The organism is Streptomyces sp. NPDC056222, assembly GCF_042264065.1.
Lineage (GTDB): Bacteria > Actinomycetota > Actinomycetes > Streptomycetales > Streptomycetaceae > Streptomyces.
Genome location: NZ_JBHJTL010000029.1, coordinates 24,163 through 43,553, shown reverse-complemented (window position 1 = coordinate 43,553; position 19,391 = coordinate 24,163). Strand labels below are relative to the sequence as shown.

The following is a 19,391-nucleotide window of genomic DNA, read 5'->3' as shown; positions in this document are numbered from 1 at the left end:
CCGTACGGCGAAGGCCCCCGGCGCGGAGCTGCGCCGGGGGCCTTCGTGCGGACCTGCCGACCCCTCAGGTGGAGCCGATCATGCGTGCGTAGACGACCACGTTGCCCTCGTAGCCCTGTGCCCGGGAGTAGCCGCCGCCGCAGGTGATGACCCGCAGCTCGGGCTCGCCGGTGTCGGAGTAGACCTGGACCCCGGGGAAGTTGTTCTTCGAGTACACCTCGATGCCGTAGATCTCGAAGACCGCGACCCGGCCGTCGTACCGCTCCACCTCGATGTGCTGGCCCTTCTCCAGCGATCCCAGGCCGTAGAAGACCGCGGGGCCCGCCGCGTTGTCGACATGGCCGACGACGACGGCCGTGCCGCGCTGACCGGGCGCGATGCCGTTCTGGTACCAGCCGGCCAGGTTGGCGTCCTGCGGGGGCGGCGCCTCGATCCAGCCGGCCGGGTCGAGACCCACGTCCATGATCGGCGCGGCGACCCTGATCGAAGGGATCCTGATGCGCGAGGCCGGGGCGTGGGGCAGCGGCTCCACGCCCGTGGACATGGGGGGCGGAGCCCCGATCATGCTCGCGTCGGGAGCCTCGGCGGCCGCGGGCTGCGGCGGGCCGAGCTCGACGTCCACTCCGTTGCGCATCATCGCCAGACCGGACAGCATGACGAGAGCCAGGACGCCCCACGGTGGGCGTCTTCTTCTCGGCTCAAGGACGCTGAAGTCCTTGGGGCTCATGGTTCTCCCTTCGTGGCGTCGTCAGAACGGTAAGTGCGGCGGACCGAACCGGCGATCAGAGCGGGGCGAACGGGTGGCGGCCGGCTGCCGGGGAGCGGAACGGGACCCGCCCGCCCCTTCGTACCCGAGGGCAGGCCGGGTGACGGGGACGATGGCCCATCCGAGTAATCATCTGACAATCGCCCTGACGGTCTGTGACCTGCGGCTCCGTCAGATTCAGGGCCGTTTCCCCGGCGTGTCGCCTCACCGGGGTGGCCCAGTGCCGAAATGCGCAGGTCGCCGCTGCTTGTGAGGGTTCGTCATGGAAGGCGTACTCGTCGAATCTCCCGGAGCACCGCTTTGGGGCGTCTTCCACTGGAGGTTCAACCATGCGTGCTGCACGCACTCTGGCGGTGACCGCCACCGCGTTCGCGGCGGTCGGGCTCGCAGCCCCTCTCGCCGCCGCCCACGGACCCAGCAACCTGGCCGTCAGCTCCTACCAGGTCGACCAGGGTGGTGATGGTCGGGGTGGTGACGGTCGGGGTGGTGACGGTGCCAACAGCGTCACCGTCTCTCCGTTCGCCGTCCACCAGGGGGCGACCCTCACGATCACCGTCAGGGGTTGCGCCGGTGGCACGGTCACGTCCAACGCCTTCCCGACGGTCACCCTCTCCGGCAATGTCAACGGCGTCTCCACCGCCACTGCCCGCATCCACAACAACGCCACCCCCGGCCAGTACAACCTTGCTGTCCAGTGCAGCGGCCGGACGCTCACCCAGACGTTCCGCGTGCTGGCCGGTCAGGGCGCACTGGGCGGCATCGGCGGCTCGCTCGCGCCGAGCTCCGCGGAGATGGCCGTCGGCGGTTCGCTCGTCGCCGCGGCCGCGCTCGGCGGTGGTCTCTTCATCGCCCGGCGCCGTATGAGCAGCGGAAGGGCCTGACCGGCCGAACCTCCCGGTCGGCCGTATACGCCCGTCGCCCCCGAGTCCTCAGGACTCGGGGGCGACGGGCTTGTGCGGGTGTTGCGCGTTCGGGCGCCGGCCGGTGGGAGACACCGTCGCCGCCGTCAGTGACGCCGGCCCCGGTCGGGGTTCATCCGGCGCCGCACGACGAACACGGTTCCGGTGGCCGCGGCGAGGACCAGGCCCGCTCCGGCCGCGAGCGCCGCCGTGTCGACTTCCTCGACCGAACCGCCGATACCGCCCTGGACGCCCCGTGGGGTGGTCAGGATGGTCGAGCTGGTGGTCGCGGACGCCGTGGTGCCGCTGATGGTCAGGGTGACGGTGTCGGTGATGCCGCCGGTGCAGTTGAACGCGACCGTGTAGACGGCACCGCGCCGGGCGTCCGTGTCCACTGTTGCGGTGGCCGAGGATCCGGGGGCGATGGAAACCGTGTCGAAGATGCCCGACGACGCCAGCGTCGTACTGCGGCAGCCGGGAGCGGTGAGCGTCACCCGCCCGCCCGGCGCCACCAGTGAGGGTGTCACGACGAAATCGCCCGGTGCCTTCGCTCCGGCGGCATTGGGGTTCGGTGCGGGTGCGCCGTCCGCCGCGGAGGCGACGGGAGCGGCCAGGGCGAGAGTGGCCGCCCCCAGCAGGGCAGTGGACACGGCACGTATCGCGCGCATGGAATCCTCCGGGTCCCCGAGGAGCAGCCGCGGAAGGGGTTTCCGCGCAAGGACAGGGCGTGCACCTCGATACCCGAAACGCTAGGAGCGCACTACCACGGCCGCGATCCCAGACGGGCGAATGGGGTATTCATGTCACCCGTGCGGCCCACTCGTGTCGCCCCCGGCTAGCGGGTGAGGTGCGGGAACAGGTCGGTGAACGGCGTGGCCGTCGCCGAGATCCCGCGTCCGAAGGGTGCGTCGAAGTCCCAGATCAGGAAGAGCAGGAAGGCGATGAGCGCGCTGAACAGACCGGCGAGGAGCAGTTCGCGGCCGGTGCGCCGGATCTGCAGGGTGAAGATGAGGCCGACCGTCACCAGCGCTCCGATGATCAGGCCGAACCACACCACCCCGGGCATGGTCGCCCCCGCGTTCTGGCCCCGGGCGCCCCGAGTGTCGTCCACCACCGCCACCTGGTCCACGAGCGGCTGGTACGCCTGCCCCTCGTGGTCGTTGGCCGGCCGGTAGTCGGTCACGCTCCGGCGCACCTGCTCCAGGAGCCGGGTGCCCTCCTCGCTGAGCTCGCCGTGCTCGGACATGTGGCTCCACTCCTCGTCGACCACGTACGAGACGTACGCGTCGACATCGGCACGGATTCGGGTACGGACGTCGACCGGGTACACCTCGACCCGGGCCGAGATCTCGTGCAGCGCCTGGGCCTCCTGGCGCACGGTCTCCTGGGCGGCGCCCCGCGCCTCCCAGACGCCGGCGATGGCGAGACCGAGCACGATCGCGTAGATCACGCCGATCATCATCGTCATGTACTCCATGACGTCGGGGGTCTCGCTGGGATCGTCGTCGTCGGGGACCCTGCGGTTGTTGATGACGACGATGGTGAGGACGACCGCGCAGGCGGCGGCCATCGCGATGGTCAGGACAAGCCATTCGGACATGGTGCTTCCTCCGGCGGGGCTCAGCGGGAGCGGGGGCGCAGGATCGCGGTCGCGAGCACCGCGGGGGCGGTGACAAGCAGCATCATCGACACGAGCGAGGGACCGCTCCTGGGTTCGGGCCGCGCGGCGCGGCGGTACGCGGGCAGAGCGACGGGGGTCGCGGCCGGTGGGCGCGGGCGCAGCGAGGGAGCCGGGGGCGGCGTCGTGGGCGGCGCGGGGGCCTCGGGCGCCGGTACGGGCCGCGGCGGGGCGGGCTTGGGGGGCTCCTGCCTCGGCGGAGGCGGGGGATCCGCGCGTACGGGAGGGGGCGGCGGCGTCGTGGGCTTCGGGGTCGGTGGCGGCGGTGGAGGTGGCGGGGGCTTCGGCGTCGGCGTCGGCGTCGGCTCGGGCACCGGTGACGGCGGGGGCGGAGCCGGGGTGGGCGAGCACGCCCCCGGCCCGACGACCGCGACCGACGTGTTCGAGCCGCCGGGCCCGGTCGTGGCGTAGGCACAGGCATCGGCGGCGGCGGGCGCCGGTGCGGCCAGGAGCCACAACAGCGCGGCGGCCGCCAAGGGCCGCGCGAGAGACGATCCGTACAGAGACACGCCGAAGAGCATGATCACAGCTCGGGGGCAGCACGCCGTGAAACGGCCCTGATTCCCCGGATGGTGGGGATCTCGCGGGGGGTGGGTTTGACATTCCCGCGGAAAATTCTTCGCCCCCGTTGAGTGCGATGCCGACGCGCTCCGTATTCAAGGCCGGGAACGGCGTCAGACGCCGCACCAACTAGCCAGGAACAAACGGGAGTTGACATGAAGACCTGGGGCAACGCGGCACTCGCGCTCACGGCGGCGGCCATGCTGGCGCTGACGACGGCGTGCGGTCAGGAGCAGGGCGAGTCGTCGCTCGGCGGCCAGCCCGCCGGAGCGGCGAACCCGGCCGGCGCCCCGGCCGACAATGGCTACAGCTCCGGCGGTTACGCCTCCGGGGGCTATGGATCCGACGCGGGTGCCGGCGCCGCGGCCGAGCCCGCCGGGCAGCTGGCGGTGGCGGACACCAAGCAGCTCGGCGAGGTCGTCACCGACAGCGAGGGTTTCACCCTCTACCGCTTCGACAAGGACTCCGCCTCCCCGCCCAAGGCCACCTGCGAGGGCGACTGCGCCAAGGCGTGGCCCGTGGTGAGCGCCTCGGGCGCCAAGGCCCCGGCCGGCGTGGCCCCCTCGCTGCTCGGCGAGGTCACCCGGACCGACGGCACCAAGCAGCTCACCCTCGACGGCTGGCCGATGTACCGGTACGCCAAGGACACCAAGCCCGGCGACATCAACGGCCAGGGTGTCGGCGGCACCTGGTTCGCCTCCGCCCCCGACGGGAAGAAGGCCGCACCGGGCGAGGGCGGCGGGGCCGACGAGGGCGGTGGCGAGGAATCCGAGGTGGATGCCGCCGGGCTCTCGGTGCGCAAGGACCCCAAGCTCGGTGACATCGTGGTGGATTCGCGAGGAATGACGGTTTACCGCTTCAAGAAGGATTCCGCCTGGCCCATGAAGACGGCGTGCACCGGCGCCTGCCTTGAGAAGTGGCCGGTTGTCGCCCCCGTCGAGAAGAACGACACCAAGGGCATCACCAAGAAGGGCTTCGTGACCTTCAGCCGCCCCGACGGCATCAAGCAGCAGACGATCGACTGCTGGCCCCTGTACACCTTCGCCGGCGACGAGGCGCCCGGAGACACCAACGGCCAGGGTGTGGGCGGCACCTGGTACGCCGTGTCCCCCGAGGGAAAGCTGGTCGGAGCGCCCAAGTAGGTCCCCCGCGCCGCGCTCCCGGCCTGTCGGCCCGCCGTCACTCCTCTCGCGTGACGGCGGGCCGGCGCACGTCCATATGCACGTGAATTTGCACGAGCGGTAGGCGTGAATCCTGCGTTCCGCATGCACGTGCCAATGGCGTGTGACCAAGAACGGACCGCGAATTTCCGTTTCTACTCGCTCTCCTGGCGGGCTATCAGTAGCCTCGGCTCGAACACCGGCCGCGAACACATGGCCGTATCCCCCGTGGCGACTTGATGGAGACATTGATGGAGCGTCCCGCCTGGGCCCCGCCGGGTATCGATATTTCGGTGCCGAGCGTGTCCCGTATGTACGACTTCTATCTGGGCGGCTCGCACAATTTCGAGGTGGACCGGGAAGCGGCCCGCAAGGCCATGGAGTTCATGCCGGGACTCCCGAAGATCATGCAGGCGAACCGGGCCTTCATGCGCCGGGCCGTGCGCTTCGCCGTCGACAGCGGCGTCACCCAGTTCCTCGACATCGGCTCCGGCATACCGACGTTCGGCAACGTCCATGAGGTGGCCCAGGCCGCGTCCCCCGACGCGAGAGTCGTCTACGTCGACCACGACCCGGTCGCCGTCGCTCACAGCCGGGCCGTGCTCGAGGGCGAGGACCGCGCCGCAGTCCTCGCGGCCGACCTCCGCAAGCCGCTCGAGATCCTGCACAGCCCCGAGGTCCGCCAACTCCTCGACATGGACAAGCCGGTGGCGCTGCTGCTCGTCGCCGTCCTGCACTTCCTGGAGGACGAGGACGAACCCGAGAAGGCCGTCGCGGAGCTCGTCGATGCCCTCGCGCCCGGCAGCCTGTTGGTGCTGACCCACGCCTCCTACGAAGGCATCCCGCTCTCGCAGGACGAGGCCGAGGGCACCGTCGGCGTCTACCGGAACATCCGCAACCCTCTCGTCATGCGCTCGCACGCCGAGATCAGCCGCTTCTTCGAGGGCTGCCCGCTGGTCGAGCCGGGTCTGGTGTCCATGCCCGAGTGGCGGCCCGAAAGCCCGGCCGACGAGGAGGATCCTTACGCCTTCTCCGGCTTCGCAGGGGTGGGGCGCAAGGCGTGAAGGTGCCGTCACAGCCGTCCGGTTGCGGCGCGGAACCGGACGGTCTCGAGGACAGACTCAGGCGGTTCGTGACCATCTGGAGCAGGGCCATCTTTCCGGTCACGGCCACCTCGATGACCCGCGCCGAGTTCGAGCAGCATCTGCTGCCGCTCGCCCGCGAGTTGCGCACCGCGCTGCACGCCCGGACCTTCGACACCGCCCCCGCGCACCGCGCGGGGGCCGCGCTGGTCGGCGTCCACTGCACGGACCCCGACGCGCTCAGCCGCACCCTCGGGGTCATCGACGCGTACCTGGTGCTCTACTGCGGCGAGGACGGTACCTCCACCGAGGAGCTACGGGCCCGCTGTTCACGGCTCCAGCACGCCATGGCGGCCGGCTTCGCCCAGGCCCTGCGCGAGCGAACCCGCCTGGAGCAGGAGGCCATCGCCCGCTCCGCGCTCAGCGCCCGCACCGCCGCCGAAGTCGCCCTGCACACCACCGAGAGCCGCTTCCGGGCGGTCTTCGACGGAGCGGCGGTCGGGATCGGGATCGCCGACCTCGAGGGCAACGTCCTGGAGGTCAACGAGACCCTCACCAGGATGTTCGGCGGCCTGGACCAGCAGATCCGCAGCCGCAAGGTCAACGAATGGGCCCATCCCGAGGACGGGCCGCACGTCTGGAAGCTCTACGACGAGCTGGTACGCGGCGAGCGCGACCACTACCGCGTCGAGAAGCCGTACTACCGGGGCGACGGCACCGTCCTGTGGACCAACCTCACCGTCTCGCTGCTGCGCGACGCCGAGGGCTTCCCCCAGTACCAGCTGGCGCTGATGGAGGACACCACCGAGCGGCGGCTGCTCAATCTGCGGCTGCGGTACGAGGCCACCCACGACGCGCTCACCGGGCTGCCCAACCGGACCCTGTTCTTCGAGCGCCTGGAGAAGGCGCTCGCCCCGGCCGACGGCGCCCGCTTCGGGCTCTGCTACCTCGACCTCGACGGCTTCAAGGCCATCAACGACAGCCTGGGACACTCGGCCGGGGACCGGCTCCTCGTCGAGGTCGCCGACCGGCTGCAGAGCTGCGCCACGGCCCCGGGCGAGATGGTGGCCCGGCTCGGCGGGGACGAGTTCGTCGCGCTCACCACCGGACCCGGCACCGAGCGCGAGGTCGTCGAGCTGGCGAACCGTATCCTCGCCGCGCTCGCCTCGCCCGTACGGATCGACGGCCGTGAACTGACCGTGCGGGGCAGCGTCGGTGTCGTCGAAGGGCCTGCGGGGGAGCGGACCCCGGCCGAGGTGCTGCGCAGCGCCGACATCACGATGTACCGCGCCAAGTCGGCGGGCGGCAACCGCTTCGAGTTCGCCGACGCGGAGGCCGACGCGCGCGCGATCACCCGGCACGGACTGACCACCGCGCTGCCGGCGGCGCTGGAGCGCGGCGAGTTCTTCATCGAGTACCAGCCGCTGGTGCACCTCGGCGACGGCAGTGTGCACGGCGCGGAGGCGCTCGTACGGTGGTGCCACCCGCAGCACGGGGTGCTCGGGCCCGACCGGTTCATCCCGCTCGCCGAGAACACCGGCCTGATCGTGCCGCTCGGCCGCTGGGTCCTTCAGGAGGCGGTCCGCCAGGCCCGCTTCTGGCAGACCCGGCACTCCGACGGCGGCCCGCTGCGGATCAACGTCAACCTCTCGCCGACGCAACTGCACCACCCGCGGCTGGTCGCCGACACGGTCGACGTCCTGGAGCGCTCGGGGCTGGAACCGGGGGCCCTGTGCCTGGAGGTCACCGAGTCGGCGCTGATCGGCGCGGACGACGACCTGCTGAAGCCGCTGCGGCAGCTCGCCGAGATGGGCGTGGACATCGCGCTGGACGACTTCGGCACGGGGTACTCGAACCTGGCGAACCTGCGCCGGCTGCCGGTGAGCGTCCTCAAGCTGGACCGCTCCTTCACACAGGGGATGCAGCAGCACCCGGCGGACCCGGTCGACGTCAAGATCGTGGAGGGCATCGTCGGGCTGGCGCACAGCCTGAAACTGGCGGTGACGGTGGAGGGGGTGGAGACGGGGGCGCAGGCGCAGCAACTGCGTGAACTGGGCTGCGACACGGCGCAGGGCTGGTACTACGCCCGCCCGGGCGCGCCGGACCGAATCCACACGCTACTCCTCGCGGACGCGGTGTAGTTCCCCCGTGGGTGTGGGCAACCCTCCGCCGGGGCGGTGCCCACCACCTCGTTCCGGCATCCCCGTTGTGGGCACCCGTTGCCGCTGGGGCGGTACCACCCGCCCCTCGCCCACCACCCCCGTTGCGGGCATGCGTTCCGCCGGCCCGGCGCCCACCCTCACGACCTCGCCCATTCACCCCCGTTGTGGGCAACTGTTCCGCTGGGGCTGGGGGTCCCCCCGGACGGAGTCTGGGGGAGGGTGGGCACAACGGAACGGCGCCCTTGCCGGGCCCAGGCTCCCGGTCCGTACGGTGCGCACGGGTGCGGCGCCGTTGTCGGCTTGTGCCCACCCGTTCCGCCTTGCGGAACGCCTGCCCACAACCGGGGTGAGCGGGGGTTGAGGGGTGGGCGCCGTCCTGCGGTACGCCTGCCCACAACGCGCGGGGAGCGGGGTTGAGGGGTGGGCGCCGTCCTGCGGAACGCCTGCCCACAACGCACGGGGAGCGGGTTGAGGGGTGGGCGCCGTCCCGCGGAACGCCTGCCCACAACGCGCGGGGAGCGGGGTCGAGAGGTGGGCACCGTCCTGCGGAACGCCTGCCCACAACGCGCGGGGAGCGGGGTCGAGAGGTGGGCACCGTCCTGCGGAACGCCTGCCCACAACCCGCGGGCGGACCGTGGCGGCCCGCACCCGGGGGCGACGGACACGTCGCGTGACGGTCACGTGGAGTGGAGGAGCAGGCGCTGGAGCTCCCGTGCCGCCCGTGGTGGTGCCACGTCGCTGCGGTGGGCCAGGGCGATCGTGCGCCGCAGGCCCGGGCGGGCCAGGGACGTGACCCGGAGGTCGCGGCCCGCGCGCGCCGCGACCATCGCCGGGACCACCGCCACCCCGAGACCCGCCCGTACGAACCCCAGCACCGCGTCCATCTCGCCGCCCTCCACCGTGAACGACGGCTCGAAGCCCTCCGCCCGGCACGCCGCAACGGTCAGCTCCCGCAGGTCGTAGCCGTGCCGGAACATCACCAGCGGCTGGTCCCGCAGATCCGCGATCCGCACCGGCCGCCCCGGCGCCGGCGCCGCCGCGCTCGACACCACCACCAGATCCTCACGCAACAGCTCCACCGTCGTCAGCGCCGGTGACGGCGTCGGCAGCGGCAGCACCACCAGCGCCAGGTCCAGCGCGCCGCGCGCCAGCTCCCGTACGAGATCGTGCGAGCCGCCCTCCTCGATGAGGAGCTGGATCCCCGGGTGCAGATCGTGGAAGGCGCGCAGCACGTCCGGCAGCAGACCCGTGCACAGGCTCGGCGTCGCGCCGAGCCGCACCCGCCCGCGCTTCAGCTGCACCAGCTCCTGCACCTCGTGCCGCGCCGTGTCCGTGTCCGCGAGGATCCGCCGCGCCAGCGGCAGCAGCGCCTCGCCGGCGTCCGTCAGCGCGATGTTCCCCCGCGCCCGGCTGAAGAGCTCCGCCCCCAGCTCCTGCTCCAGGGCCCTGATCTGCTGCGAGAGCGAGGGCTGGGAGACGTGAACCCGCTCGGCGGCCCGGGTGAAGTGCCGGGTCTCGGCCACGGCCACGAAGTACAGAAGCTGCTGGAACTGCATAGGCTAAGCCTATCGAGATGAGCCGGACCATGTCTTGGACCTCTTGGGCCCTTCGGCCCTACCGTCGGTTGCATGGCTCTGGCAACGAAGACGGCACCGACGGAACGACCACCGTCGCCCACGCGCTCGCGCGGCTTCTGGGCATCCACGATCGGCAAGAAGACGGTCATGGCCGTCAGCGGCCTGCTCATGCTCGGCTACCTCGTGGCCCACGTCGCGGGCAACCTCAAGGTCTTCTTCGGCCCCGAGGAGTTCAACGCGTACGGTCACTGGCTGCGCACCATGGGCGACCCCGTCCTGCACTACTCCTGGGCCCTCTGGCTCGTCCGGATCGTGCTCCTCGCCGCGGTCGTCGCCCATGCCGTGTCCGCGTACCAACTCAGCCGGCGCGACATCAAGGCCCGCCCCACCGCCTACGTCCACCGGCGCAAGCGGTCCTCCTACGCCACCCGCACCATGCGCTGGGGCGGGATCATCGTCGCCCTGTTCATCGTCTGGCACATCCTGGACCTGACCACCGGCACCCTCCACCCCGGCGGCTTCCAGGAGGGCCACCCGTACCAGAACGTCGTGGACACCTTCTCCACCTGGTACGGCAACGTGATCTACATCGTCGCCATGCTCGCCGTCGGCCTGCACATCCGCCACGGCTTCTGGAGCGCCGCCCAGACCCTCGGCGTCGGCAGCGCCCGCCGCGAGCGGCTCCTCAAGGCGCTCGCGAACGGCCTCGCGCTCGTCCTGACCGTGGGCTTCATCTCCGTACCCGTGGCCGTCATGACCGGAGTGGTGAGCTGACATGAGCTACCTCGACTTCGCGACCGGTGAGCCGGTCGTCGACCACAAGGCCCCCGCCGGACCCATCGCCGAACGCTGGGACACCCGCCGCTTCCAGGCGAAGCTGGTCAACCCCGCCAATCGCCGCAAGCACACGGTCATCGTCGTCGGCACCGGCCTCGCCGGCGGTTCCGCCGGCGCGACCCTTGCCGAACAGGGCTACCACGTCGTCCAGTTCTGCTATCAGGACTCCCCGCGACGCGCCCACTCCATCGCCGCACAGGGCGGAATCAACGCCGCGAAGAACTACCGCAACGACGGCGACTCCATCCACCGTCTCTTCTACGACACCGTCAAGGGCGGCGACTTCCGCGCGCGTGAGTCCAACGTCCACCGCCTCGCGCAGATCTCGGTCGAGATCATCGACCAGTGCGTCGCCCAGGGCGTCCCCTTCGCCCGCGAGTACGGCGGACTGCTCGACACCCGCTCGTTCGGCGGCGTCCAGGTCTCTCGTACCTTCTACGCCCGCGGCCAGACGGGCCAGCAGCTGCTCCTCGGCGCGTACCAGGCGCTCTCCCGGCAGATCGCGGCGGGCAATGTCGAGATGCACGCCCGCACCGAGATGCTCGACCTGATCGTCGTCGACGGCCGGGCGCGCGGCATCGTCGCCCGCGACCTGATCACCGGTGAGATCTCCACCCACTACGCGGACGCGGTGGTCCTCGCCAGCGGCGGCTACGGCAACGTCTTCTATCTGTCGACGAACGCCATGAACTCCAACGCCACCGCCGTCTGGCGGGCCCACCGGCGCGGCGCGTACTTCGCCAATCCCTGCTTCACCCAGATCCACCCCACCTGCATCCCCCGTACCGGCGACCACCAGTCCAAGCTGACGCTGATGAGCGAGTCGCTGCGCAACGACGGCCGCATCTGGGTCCCCAGGGCGAAGGGCGACACCCGCCCCGCCACCGAGATTCCCGAGGACGAGCGCGACTACTACCTGGAGCGCATCTACCCCTCCTTCGGCAACCTCGTCCCGCGCGACATCGCCTCCCGCGCCGCCAAGAACGTCTGCGACGAGGGCCGGGGCGTCGGTCCGGGCGGCCAGGGCGTGTACCTCGACTTCGCCGACGCGATCCGACGGATGGGCCGCAAGGCGGTCGAGGAGAAGTACGGCAACCTCTTCGACATGTACGAGCGGATCACCGCCGAGAACCCGTACGAGGTCCCGATGCGGATCTACCCCGCCGTGCACTACACGATGGGCGGACTCTGGGTCGACTACGACCTCCAGACCACCGTCCCCGGTCTCTTCGCCATCGGCGAGGCCAACTTCTCCGACCACGGCGCCAACCGGCTCGGCGCCTCCGCGCTCATGCAGGGCCTCGCCGACGGCTACTTCGTCCTGCCCTCGACCATCAACGACTACCTGGCGCGCCACCCGCACGCGGAGCCGGTCACCGACGACCACCCGGCGGTACGCGACGTGCTCGCCGAGACCGAGGACCGGCTGAACCTGCTGCTCTCGGTGGACGGCGACCGGACGCCCGACTCCTTCCACCGCGAACTGGGCGAACTGATGTGGGAGTTCTGCGGCATGGCCCGTACGGACGAGGGCCTGCGCAAGGCGCTCGACCGCATCCCCCAGATCCGCGAGGAGTTCTGGCGCCGCATCAAGGTCCCCGGCACGGGCGAGGAGTTCAACCAGTCCTTGGAGAAGGCCAACCGGATCGTCGACTACCTGGAGCTCGCCGAGCTGATGTGCCTCGACGCGCTGAACCGGGCCGAGTCCTGCGGCGGCCACTTCCGCGAGGAGTCCCAGACGCCCGACGGCGAGGCCGCGCGGCGCGACGAGGAGTTCTCGTACGCGGCGGCCTGGGAGTTCAACGAGGGCGCCGCCCCCGTCCTGCACAAGGAAGACCTCGTCTTCGAGTACGTCCACCCCACCCAGCGGAGCTACGCATGAAGCTCACCCTGCGCGTCTGGCGCCAGAAGAACGCCGACGCCCCCGGCGCCATGTCCACGTACGACGTGGACGGCATCTCCTCCGACATGTCCTTCCTGGAGATGCTCGACACGCTCAACGAGGAGCTCATCCTGCGCGGCGAGGACCCCGTCGCCTTCGACCACGACTGCCGCGAGGGCATCTGCGGCGCGTGCAGCCTGGTCATCAACGGCGACGCCCACGGCCCGGAGCGCACCACCACCTGCCAGCTCCACATGCGGTCCTTCCGGGACGGCGACACGATCGACATCGAACCGTGGCGCGCCTCAGCCTTCCCGGTCGTCAAGGACCTGGTCGTCGACCGCTCCGCCTTCGACCGCATCATCCAGGCAGGCGGCTACATCAGCGCCCCGACGGGCGCGGCCCCCGAGGCCCATGCGACCCCGGTCCCGAAGGCCGACGCCGACTTCGCCTTCGAGCACGCCGAGTGCATCGGCTGCGGCGCGTGCGTGGCGGCCTGCCCCAACGGCTCGGCGATGCTCTTCACCTCGGCCAAGATCAACCATCTGAACGTCCTGCCCCAGGGCGCCCCGGAGCGCGAGACCCGCGTCCTGGACATGGTGGGCCAGATGGACGCCGAGGGCTTCGGCGGCTGCACCCTCACCGGGGAGTGCGCGACGGCCTGCCCGAAGGGGATCCCGCTGCCGTCGATCGCGGCCATGAACAAGGAGTGGCTGCGGGCGACGCGCAAGTCCGGCCGCCGGTAGGGATACGGCATCCGCACGTCACACCATGCCGACCCCGGCCGGTCCGCGCCTGCTCGACCTCGGCATCGCGGACCTGGTCGACGGCACCGGACTCACCCGGACCGGCGCCGGACCGGCGACCGAACCGACCCGACGTCGCGACCCGAACCGACCCCGACGTCGTGGACCGCTCAGCCGCCGACCGCCCGCAAGGTCCCCGGGCGGCGGCCCATCAGGCCGTCGAGAGCCGACGACGTCGGCTCGTCGGCCGGCAGGTGCACCACCATGTGCTGGCCGTCGGTCTCCGGAAGCTCCAGTACCTCGTACGCGAGCCGCAGTTCCCCCGCCTCCGGATGGACGAAGCGGTCGACGCCCGAGCGGGCCCGCAGCAGCCCCGGCGATCGCAGCCGGTCGGAGAACGCCGGGCCCGCCGTCACCGTCAGCTCCTGGGCCAGCTCCGCCATGTGTGTGTCGGAACCGGTCACCGCGAAGGACAGCGCCCCCACCTGCTGATCGGCCACCCGATCCCAGTCGGGGAACACATCACGGGCACGCGGATCGGTGAACACGAAGCGCAGACGGTTCGGCGGATCCCCGTCCAGCAGCCCCACCGGACCGGCCAGCCGGGCATAGCCGTCGCTGTACGCCACGGTCTCGCCCAGCATGTTCTCCACCGCGGCCGGCGTCGGACCCAGCCGGTCCAGCAACGCCCGGACCGTCGCCCGCACCTCGCGGGCCGGACCGGGCGTCACCGCGCACATGTGCCGCTGCATGCCCGACTTCATCAGGTTGCGCAGATGCACCCGGGCGTCCAGCGGCAGCCGGAGCGCCTCACTGAGCGCGCCCAGGACCTGCGGGGACGGATTGCGGTCCCGGCCCTGTTCCAGCCGCGCCAGGTACTCGACGCTGATCCCGGCCAGCATCGCCAGCTCCGTCCGGCGCAGGCCCGGCGTCCGCCGCCGCGAGCCCGCCGGAAGCCCGGCCTCCGCGGGAGTCATCGCCTCGCGTCGGGCGCGCAGGAACGCCCCGAGTTCGTTGTCGCTCATCCACCGATCGTACGAGCGCGGGACGAGCGGAGGGTGGCCCTGTCACTACCAGCCTCGGCACGGCCTTCCTCGCGTCCGGGCCAGGCGGCAGCGTGGAGCCCATGACCACCGAATCGCAGAGCAGCACCACCGTCCTTCCGCTCGTCCCCGGCGACTGGGTCTTCGACCCGCTGCACTCCTCCGTCGGCTTCACCGTCCGCCACCTCGGCATCTCCAAGGTGCGCGGCCGCTTCAACGAGCTCACGGCCGGACTCGTCGTCGGCGACACCCTCGACACCTCCTCCATCACCGCGACCGTCGCCCTCGCCTCCATCGACACCGGCAACGCCGACCGTGACGCCCATGTGCGCGCAGCGGACCTCCTCGACGTGGAGAAGCGGCCGACGATGAGCTTCCGCTCCACCCGCATCGCCGGCGCCGGCGAGGACTGGACCCTGGAGGGCGACCTCACCATCGGCGAGGTGACCCGGCCCATCACCTTCGACGTCGAGTTCGGCGGCGTCGTCGACGTCCCCATGGACGGCAGCAGGCACGCGGGCTTCGACGCCACCGGAGAGTTCCGTCGCAGCGACTTCGGGCTCGACTTCGCCCCCGGCTTCCTCGGCGACGTGATCAAGGTCAACCTGGAGGTCCAGTTCGTCGAGCCCCGGTAGGCGCGGACGGATTCTCAGGTGTCGAGTCGGGCCGCCAGATACGGTGCGGTCCGACTCGACGCGACGCGTACCACCTCCGCCGGCGGCCCTTCGGCGACGATCAGGCCACCGTCCTCGCCACCGCCCGGCCCGAGGTCGAGCACCCAGTCGGCCGTGGCGACCACGTCCATGTCGTGTTCGACGACGATCACCGAATGTCCGGCGTCGACCAACCCGTGCAGCTGGCTCATCAGCACCTCGACATCGGCCGGGTGCAGGCCGGTCGTCGGCTCGTCCAGGACGTAGAGGGTGTGGCCGCGGCGCACCCGCTGGAGCTCGGAGGCGAGTTTGATGCGCTGTGCCTCGCCGCCGGAGAGCTCGGTCGCCGGCTGACCGAGCCGCAGATAGCCGAGGCCGACGTCGAGCAGGGTGCGCAGGCTGCGCGCGGCGGCCGGTGTGTCCGCGAAGAACCCGGCCGCGGCCTCGACCGTCAGGTCGAGCACCTCGGCGATGGTGAGCCCGCGCAGCCGGACCTCCAGGGTCTCCGGGTTGTAGCGGGCCCCGTGGCAGTCCGGACAGGGCGCGTACGTACTCGGCAGGAAGAGCAGCTCGACCGAGACGAACCCCTCGCCCTGACAGGTCTCGCAGCGCCCGCCCGGCACGTTGAAGGAGAACCGCCCCGCCTTGTAGTCACGGGAACGAGCCTCCTCGGTGGCCGTGAAGAGCTTGCGCACGACGTCGAAGAGGCCCGTGTACGTGGCGAGGTTGGAGCGGGGAGTCCGTCCGATCGGCTTCTGGTCGACCGTCACCAGGCGTTCCACACCGGCCAGTTCCTCCGACAACGCGCCCACCAGCGTCGACTTGCCCGATCCCGAGACACCGGTCACGGCCGTCAGGACCCCGAGCGGGAAGGCCGCGTCCAGGGCCCTGAGGTTGTGGCGCGTGATGGGGCCGGTCCGCAGCCAGCCGGCGGGCTCACGCACCGCCCGCTCGGCCACCGCCGCGCGGTCGAAGAGGAACCGGCGGGTCGCCGACTCCTCGACGCCCGCCAGCTCGTGCGGTGGGCCACTGTGCAGCACCCGGCCGCCGTGCACCCCCGCCCGCGGGCCGACATCCACGATCCAGTCGGCATGGCGCATCACGTCGAGGTGATGCTCGACCACGAACACCGAGTTCCCGGACGCCTTGAGCCGGTCCAGGACCACCAGGAGCGCCTCGGTGTCGGCCGGGTGGAGTCCCGCGGACGGCTCGTCGAGGACGTACACGACGCCGAAGAGCCCGGAACGCAACTGGGTGGCGAGCCGCAGCCGTTGAAGTTCGCCGTTGGACAGGGACGGGGTGGTGCGGTCCAGGCTCAGATAGCCGAGGCCCAGCTCGGTCACCGTGCCGATCCGCGCGAGCAGGTCCTCGGTGAGGACCCGCGCGGTCTCCGAGTCGTCGTGCCCCGCGAGGAGCACCGCGAGTGAAGTCAGCGGCAGTGACGCCAGCTCGGCGATCGTACGACCCGCGAACGTGACGGCGAGGGCCTCCGGGCGCAGTCTGCTGCCGCCGCACACCGGGCACGGCTCGCTGGTCAGGAAGCGCTCCGCCTTCGCACGCAGGGTCGCGCTCTTGGAGTCGGCGAAGGTGTGCATCACATAGCGCCGCGCGCTCATGTACGTTCCCTGGTACGGGCGTTGGATGCGTCCCGCCTCCCGTACCGGATGGACCGTGACGACCGGCTGTTCGTCCGTGAAGAGGATCCACTCCCGGTCCTGTGCGTCCAGCTCCCGCCACGGCCGGTCGATGTCGTGCCCGAGGGTGTCGAGGACGTCGCGGAGGTTCTTGCCCTGCCAGGCACCGGGCCAGGCGGCGATCGCCCCCTCCCTGATCGACAACTCCGGGTCGGGGACGAGCAGTTCCTCACTGGTTGCGTGCACCCGGCCCAGACCCTGGCACGCGGGGCAGGCGCCGGCCGCGGTGTTCGGCGAGAACGCGTCGGAGTCGAGCCTCTCGGCCCCGGCCGGATACGAGCCGGCGCGGGAGAACAGCATCCGGAGCGAGTTCGACAGGGTCGTGACCGTGCCGACCGACGAGCGGGCGTTCGGTGACGAGCGGCGCTGCTCCAGCGAGACCGCGGGCGGCAGACCGGTGATCTCGCCGACCTTCGGCGCGCCCACCTGATGGATCAGCCGCCGGGCATAGGGCGCGACCGACTCGAAGTAGCGGCGCTGGGCCTCCGCGTAGATGGTGCCGAAGGCGAGCGAGGACTTGCCGGAGCCGGACACCCCGGTGAAGACGGCGATCGCGTCACGCGGAATGTCGACATCGACGCCCGCGAGATTGTGCTCGCGGGCGCCGCGGACGCGGACGTACGGGTCATGACGGTGGTCGTCGGAGCTCTCGGGCATTCCCCGATACTAGGCGTTTGCCCTGGTCAGGCCGGTATGAGACCCGCGACACGGGCGAGCCGGCGGTAGGAGTCGCGCAGCGCCTCGCGATCGTACGTACTGGTCGTCACCAGCACCTCCTGCGCCCCGCTCTCCTTCACCGCCTGCTCCAGCGCGTCGGCGACCTGCTCCTCCGTGCCGTACACATGCCCCTCCAGGCCCGACTCGAAGAAGCCCCGCTGCTTCTCCGTCATCGTGAGCTCCTCGATCCGCTCGACGGGCAGGAGCGGCGGGAACACGCCTTGGGTGCGCGAGTACGCGAGCGACCACGCCTCCGGGACCAGCAGGCGCCGGGCCTCCTCCTCGGTCCCGGCCACGGCGACCGTGCCGGCGACGACGACGTACGGCTCCTCGGACCAGGGGGAGGGGCGGAAGGCGGAGCGGTAGGTGTCGATCGCGCGCAGCATCCGCTCCCGGCCCCGCAGATCCCCGATGACCATCGGAAGGCCGGCCTCCGCGGCGATCGTCGCGCCCTCGCCGGTCGCGAGGACGTACGGCGGCACGCGCAGACCCTCGGCCGGGCGGGCGTGCACCTGCGGGTGGGCCGTCTGTGAGCCGGTGAACCAGCCGAGCAGCTCGGTCAGCTGCTCACCGAAGCGCTCGGCGTCGTCCTTGTCCCGGCCGAGCGCCCGCCGGATGCCGTCCGTGAAGCCGACCGAGCGGCCGAGCCCCATGTCGATCCGGCCGGGGAACAGCGACTCCAGGACGCCGAACTGCTCGGCGACGACCATCGGCTGGTGGTTGGGAAGCATCACCCCGCCGGTGCCGACCCTGATCGAGGACGTGGCGCCGGCGACGGCGGCGGCCAGGACCGCGGGGGCGGAGCCGGCCACGCCGGGCACGCTGTGGTGTTCCGAGACCCAGAACCGGTGGTAGCCGAGCGCCTCCGCCTCCCGGGCGAGATCCACGGTGGCGCGCAGGGCGACGGACCCGTCCTCGCCCTCCCGGGTCCGGGAGCGGTCGAGGACGGAGAGACGGATGCCGTCGAGAGAAAGGGCCACGATGGGTTCAACGCCCGAGCGCGGGGAGGATTCCCGCACGGGCGGATCACCGGCGCGTCGGGGTGGGGTCGTCGTGTGCGCCGCGGGCCGGGGGCCGTCGTGTGCGCTGCGGGCGCGGGGGCGTCGCTTTCCGCGGGCCGGGGGCGTGTGCGCCGGGCCAGGGGATATGCGTATGGGCCGCAGGCTCGGGGATCGTCGTGTGCGCCGGGCCCGGGTCGTCGTGTCTGCCGCGGGCCGGGGGGCGTCGTGTGCGCTGCGGGCGCGGGTGCGTCGCGCTTGCCCCGGCCCGGGCGTCGTCGTGTGTGGTGCGGCCCGGTCGTTGTGCGCGCCGGGCGGGCCCGCGCTCCTCGAGGCCCCCGCGCTCCTCGAGGCCCCCGGGGCCTCGCTCCCACCCCCGTCCGGCCCGCCCGCTCGGGAGGGCCGGTCGTCGGCGTTCGACCTCGCACTGCCTACGCTGTCCGGGTGACGCGAATCAGCAGGCCCATAGCCGTCTTCGATCTCGACAACACTCTCGCCGGCACCGCCCACCGCCAGCACTTCCTGGAGGCCCGGCCGCGCGACTGGAAGGGCTTCTTCGCCGCCGCGCCCCAGGATCCGCCGCTCGCGCAGGGCGTGGCCATGTGTCTCGAGGCCGCCGAGGAGTGCGAGATCGTCTATCTCACCGGGCGCCCCGAGCGCTGCCGCAAGGACACCGTGGCCTGGCTCGCCGCGCAGGGACTGCCCGAGGGCCGGATCCACATGCGCAGCAACAGCGACTTCCGTCCCGCGCGCCACACCAAGCTGGAGATCCTTCGCCGGCTCGGCCGCGACCGCGAGATCCGCATGCTGGTCGACGACGACGAGCTGGTCTGCGACGCGGCCGCCCAGGCGGGCTTCCGGGTCGTCCGCGCCCGCTGGGCCGCGGCTTCGGAGGCCCTCAAGGACGCCCAGGAGAGGGAGGGCCGGACCTGACCG

At 71.6% G+C, this 19,391-nt stretch carries 17 protein-coding genes; 10 read left to right on the top strand and 7 right to left on the bottom strand.

All coding sequences use genetic code 11. The annotated features are described in order from the left end of the window. Window positions 1-64: 64 nt before the first annotated feature. Window positions 65-727, bottom strand: a complete 663-nt coding sequence (locus tag ACFC0D_RS16325; RefSeq protein WP_376435589.1) for a class F sortase — start codon at window positions 725-727, stop codon at window positions 65-67. 368 nt (window positions 728-1,095) lie between these two features. On the opposite strand from ACFC0D_RS16325, the gene ACFC0D_RS16320 reads away from it, so the two are divergent. Further along, window positions 1,096-1,647 carry a hypothetical protein gene (locus tag ACFC0D_RS16320; RefSeq protein ID WP_376435586.1) on the top strand — a complete coding sequence of 184 codons (552 nt, stop codon included), beginning with the start codon at window positions 1,096-1,098 and terminating at the stop codon, window positions 1,645-1,647. 125 nt (window positions 1,648-1,772) lie between these two features. Here ACFC0D_RS16320 and ACFC0D_RS16315 read toward each other — a convergent pair whose 3' ends face one another. Together ACFC0D_RS16315 and ACFC0D_RS16310 are read right to left on the bottom strand one after the other, a co-directional pair. Further along, the gene (locus tag ACFC0D_RS16315) at window positions 1,773-2,333 is read right to left on the bottom strand and encodes a hypothetical protein (RefSeq protein WP_376435583.1); all 561 of its coding nucleotides are present in this window, start codon (window positions 2,331-2,333) and stop codon (window positions 1,773-1,775) included. 167 nt (window positions 2,334-2,500) lie between these two features. Continuing rightward, entirely contained in the window at window positions 2,501-3,265 is a 765-nt protein-coding gene (locus ACFC0D_RS16310) for a DUF4239 domain-containing protein (RefSeq protein WP_376435580.1), read from the bottom strand. Between the two features lie 69 nt (window positions 3,266-3,334). On the opposite strand from ACFC0D_RS16310, the gene ACFC0D_RS16305 reads away from it, so the two are divergent. From ACFC0D_RS16305 to ACFC0D_RS16290, 4 genes are all read left to right on the top strand, one after another. Next, window positions 3,335-3,754 (top strand): hypothetical protein, encoded by a 420-nt coding sequence (locus tag ACFC0D_RS16305; RefSeq protein WP_376435578.1) that lies wholly within the window; start codon window positions 3,335-3,337, stop codon window positions 3,752-3,754. A gap of 305 nt (window positions 3,755-4,059) precedes the next feature. After that, window positions 4,060-5,046: an SCO0930 family lipoprotein gene (locus tag ACFC0D_RS16300; protein ID WP_376435575.1), complete on the top strand. Its 987-nt coding sequence runs from the start codon at window positions 4,060-4,062 to the stop codon at window positions 5,044-5,046. Between the two features lie 269 nt (window positions 5,047-5,315). Then, window positions 5,316-6,128 carry an SAM-dependent methyltransferase gene (locus tag ACFC0D_RS16295; protein WP_376435572.1) on the top strand — a complete coding sequence of 271 codons (813 nt, stop codon included), beginning with the start codon at window positions 5,316-5,318 and terminating at the stop codon, window positions 6,126-6,128. Next, a complete protein-coding gene (locus ACFC0D_RS16290) occupies window positions 6,125-8,287 on the top strand; it encodes a putative bifunctional diguanylate cyclase/phosphodiesterase (RefSeq protein WP_376435569.1) in 2,163 nt (720 codons plus the stop codon). Before ACFC0D_RS16295 ends, ACFC0D_RS16290 begins: the two co-directional genes overlap by 4 nt. Before the next feature lie 698 nt (window positions 8,288-8,985). On the opposite strand, the gene ACFC0D_RS16285 is transcribed toward ACFC0D_RS16290, so the two are convergent. Continuing rightward, complete coding sequence (locus tag ACFC0D_RS16285; protein WP_376435567.1) at window positions 8,986-9,864, bottom strand: LysR family transcriptional regulator; 879 nt, start codon at window positions 9,862-9,864, stop codon at window positions 8,986-8,988. Between the two features lie 72 nt (window positions 9,865-9,936). Here ACFC0D_RS16285 and ACFC0D_RS16280 point away from each other — a divergent pair, with 72 nt between their 5' ends. From ACFC0D_RS16280 to ACFC0D_RS16270, 3 genes are read left to right on the top strand one after another with little or no spacing between them, the layout of a single operon-like run. Next, window positions 9,937-10,659, top strand: coding sequence for a succinate dehydrogenase (locus tag ACFC0D_RS16280; protein ID WP_329113211.1), 723 nt, complete (start codon window positions 9,937-9,939; stop codon window positions 10,657-10,659). Between the two features lies 1 nt (window position 10,660). After that, window positions 10,661-12,604: a fumarate reductase/succinate dehydrogenase flavoprotein subunit gene (locus ACFC0D_RS16275; RefSeq protein ID WP_376435564.1), complete on the top strand. Its 1,944-nt coding sequence runs from the start codon at window positions 10,661-10,663 to the stop codon at window positions 12,602-12,604. Then, window positions 12,601-13,350 (top strand): succinate dehydrogenase/fumarate reductase iron-sulfur subunit, encoded by a 750-nt coding sequence (locus ACFC0D_RS16270; RefSeq protein WP_376435562.1) that lies wholly within the window; start codon window positions 12,601-12,603, stop codon window positions 13,348-13,350. The genes ACFC0D_RS16275 and ACFC0D_RS16270 overlap by 4 nt, the downstream gene beginning before the upstream one ends. Before the next feature lie 170 nt (window positions 13,351-13,520). On the opposite strand, the gene ACFC0D_RS16265 is transcribed toward ACFC0D_RS16270, so the two are convergent. Continuing rightward, window positions 13,521-14,375: a helix-turn-helix domain-containing protein gene (locus tag ACFC0D_RS16265; RefSeq protein ID WP_376435560.1), complete on the bottom strand. Its 855-nt coding sequence runs from the start codon at window positions 14,373-14,375 to the stop codon at window positions 13,521-13,523. Window positions 14,376-14,476: 101 nt separating this feature from the next. Here ACFC0D_RS16265 and ACFC0D_RS16260 point away from each other — a divergent pair, with 101 nt between their 5' ends. After that, a complete protein-coding gene (locus ACFC0D_RS16260; protein WP_376435558.1) occupies window positions 14,477-15,028 on the top strand; it encodes a YceI family protein in 552 nt (183 codons plus the stop codon). Window positions 15,029-15,042: 14 nt separating this feature from the next. Here ACFC0D_RS16260 and ACFC0D_RS16255 read toward each other — a convergent pair whose 3' ends face one another. Beyond that, the gene (locus ACFC0D_RS16255) at window positions 15,043-17,397 is read right to left on the bottom strand and encodes an ATP-binding cassette domain-containing protein (protein ID WP_376435556.1); all 2,355 of its coding nucleotides are present in this window, start codon (window positions 17,395-17,397) and stop codon (window positions 15,043-15,045) included. Window positions 17,398-17,423: 26 nt separating this feature from the next. Further along, complete coding sequence (locus ACFC0D_RS16250; protein WP_376435552.1) at window positions 17,424-18,437, bottom strand: LLM class flavin-dependent oxidoreductase; 1,014 nt, start codon at window positions 18,435-18,437, stop codon at window positions 17,424-17,426. Window positions 18,438-18,899: 462 nt separating this feature from the next. Here ACFC0D_RS16250 and ACFC0D_RS16245 point away from each other — a divergent pair, with 462 nt between their 5' ends. After that, window positions 18,900-19,388 carry a hypothetical protein gene (locus ACFC0D_RS16245; protein ID WP_376435550.1) on the top strand — a complete coding sequence of 163 codons (489 nt, stop codon included), beginning with the start codon at window positions 18,900-18,902 and terminating at the stop codon, window positions 19,386-19,388. Window positions 19,389-19,391: the final 3 nt, after the last annotated feature.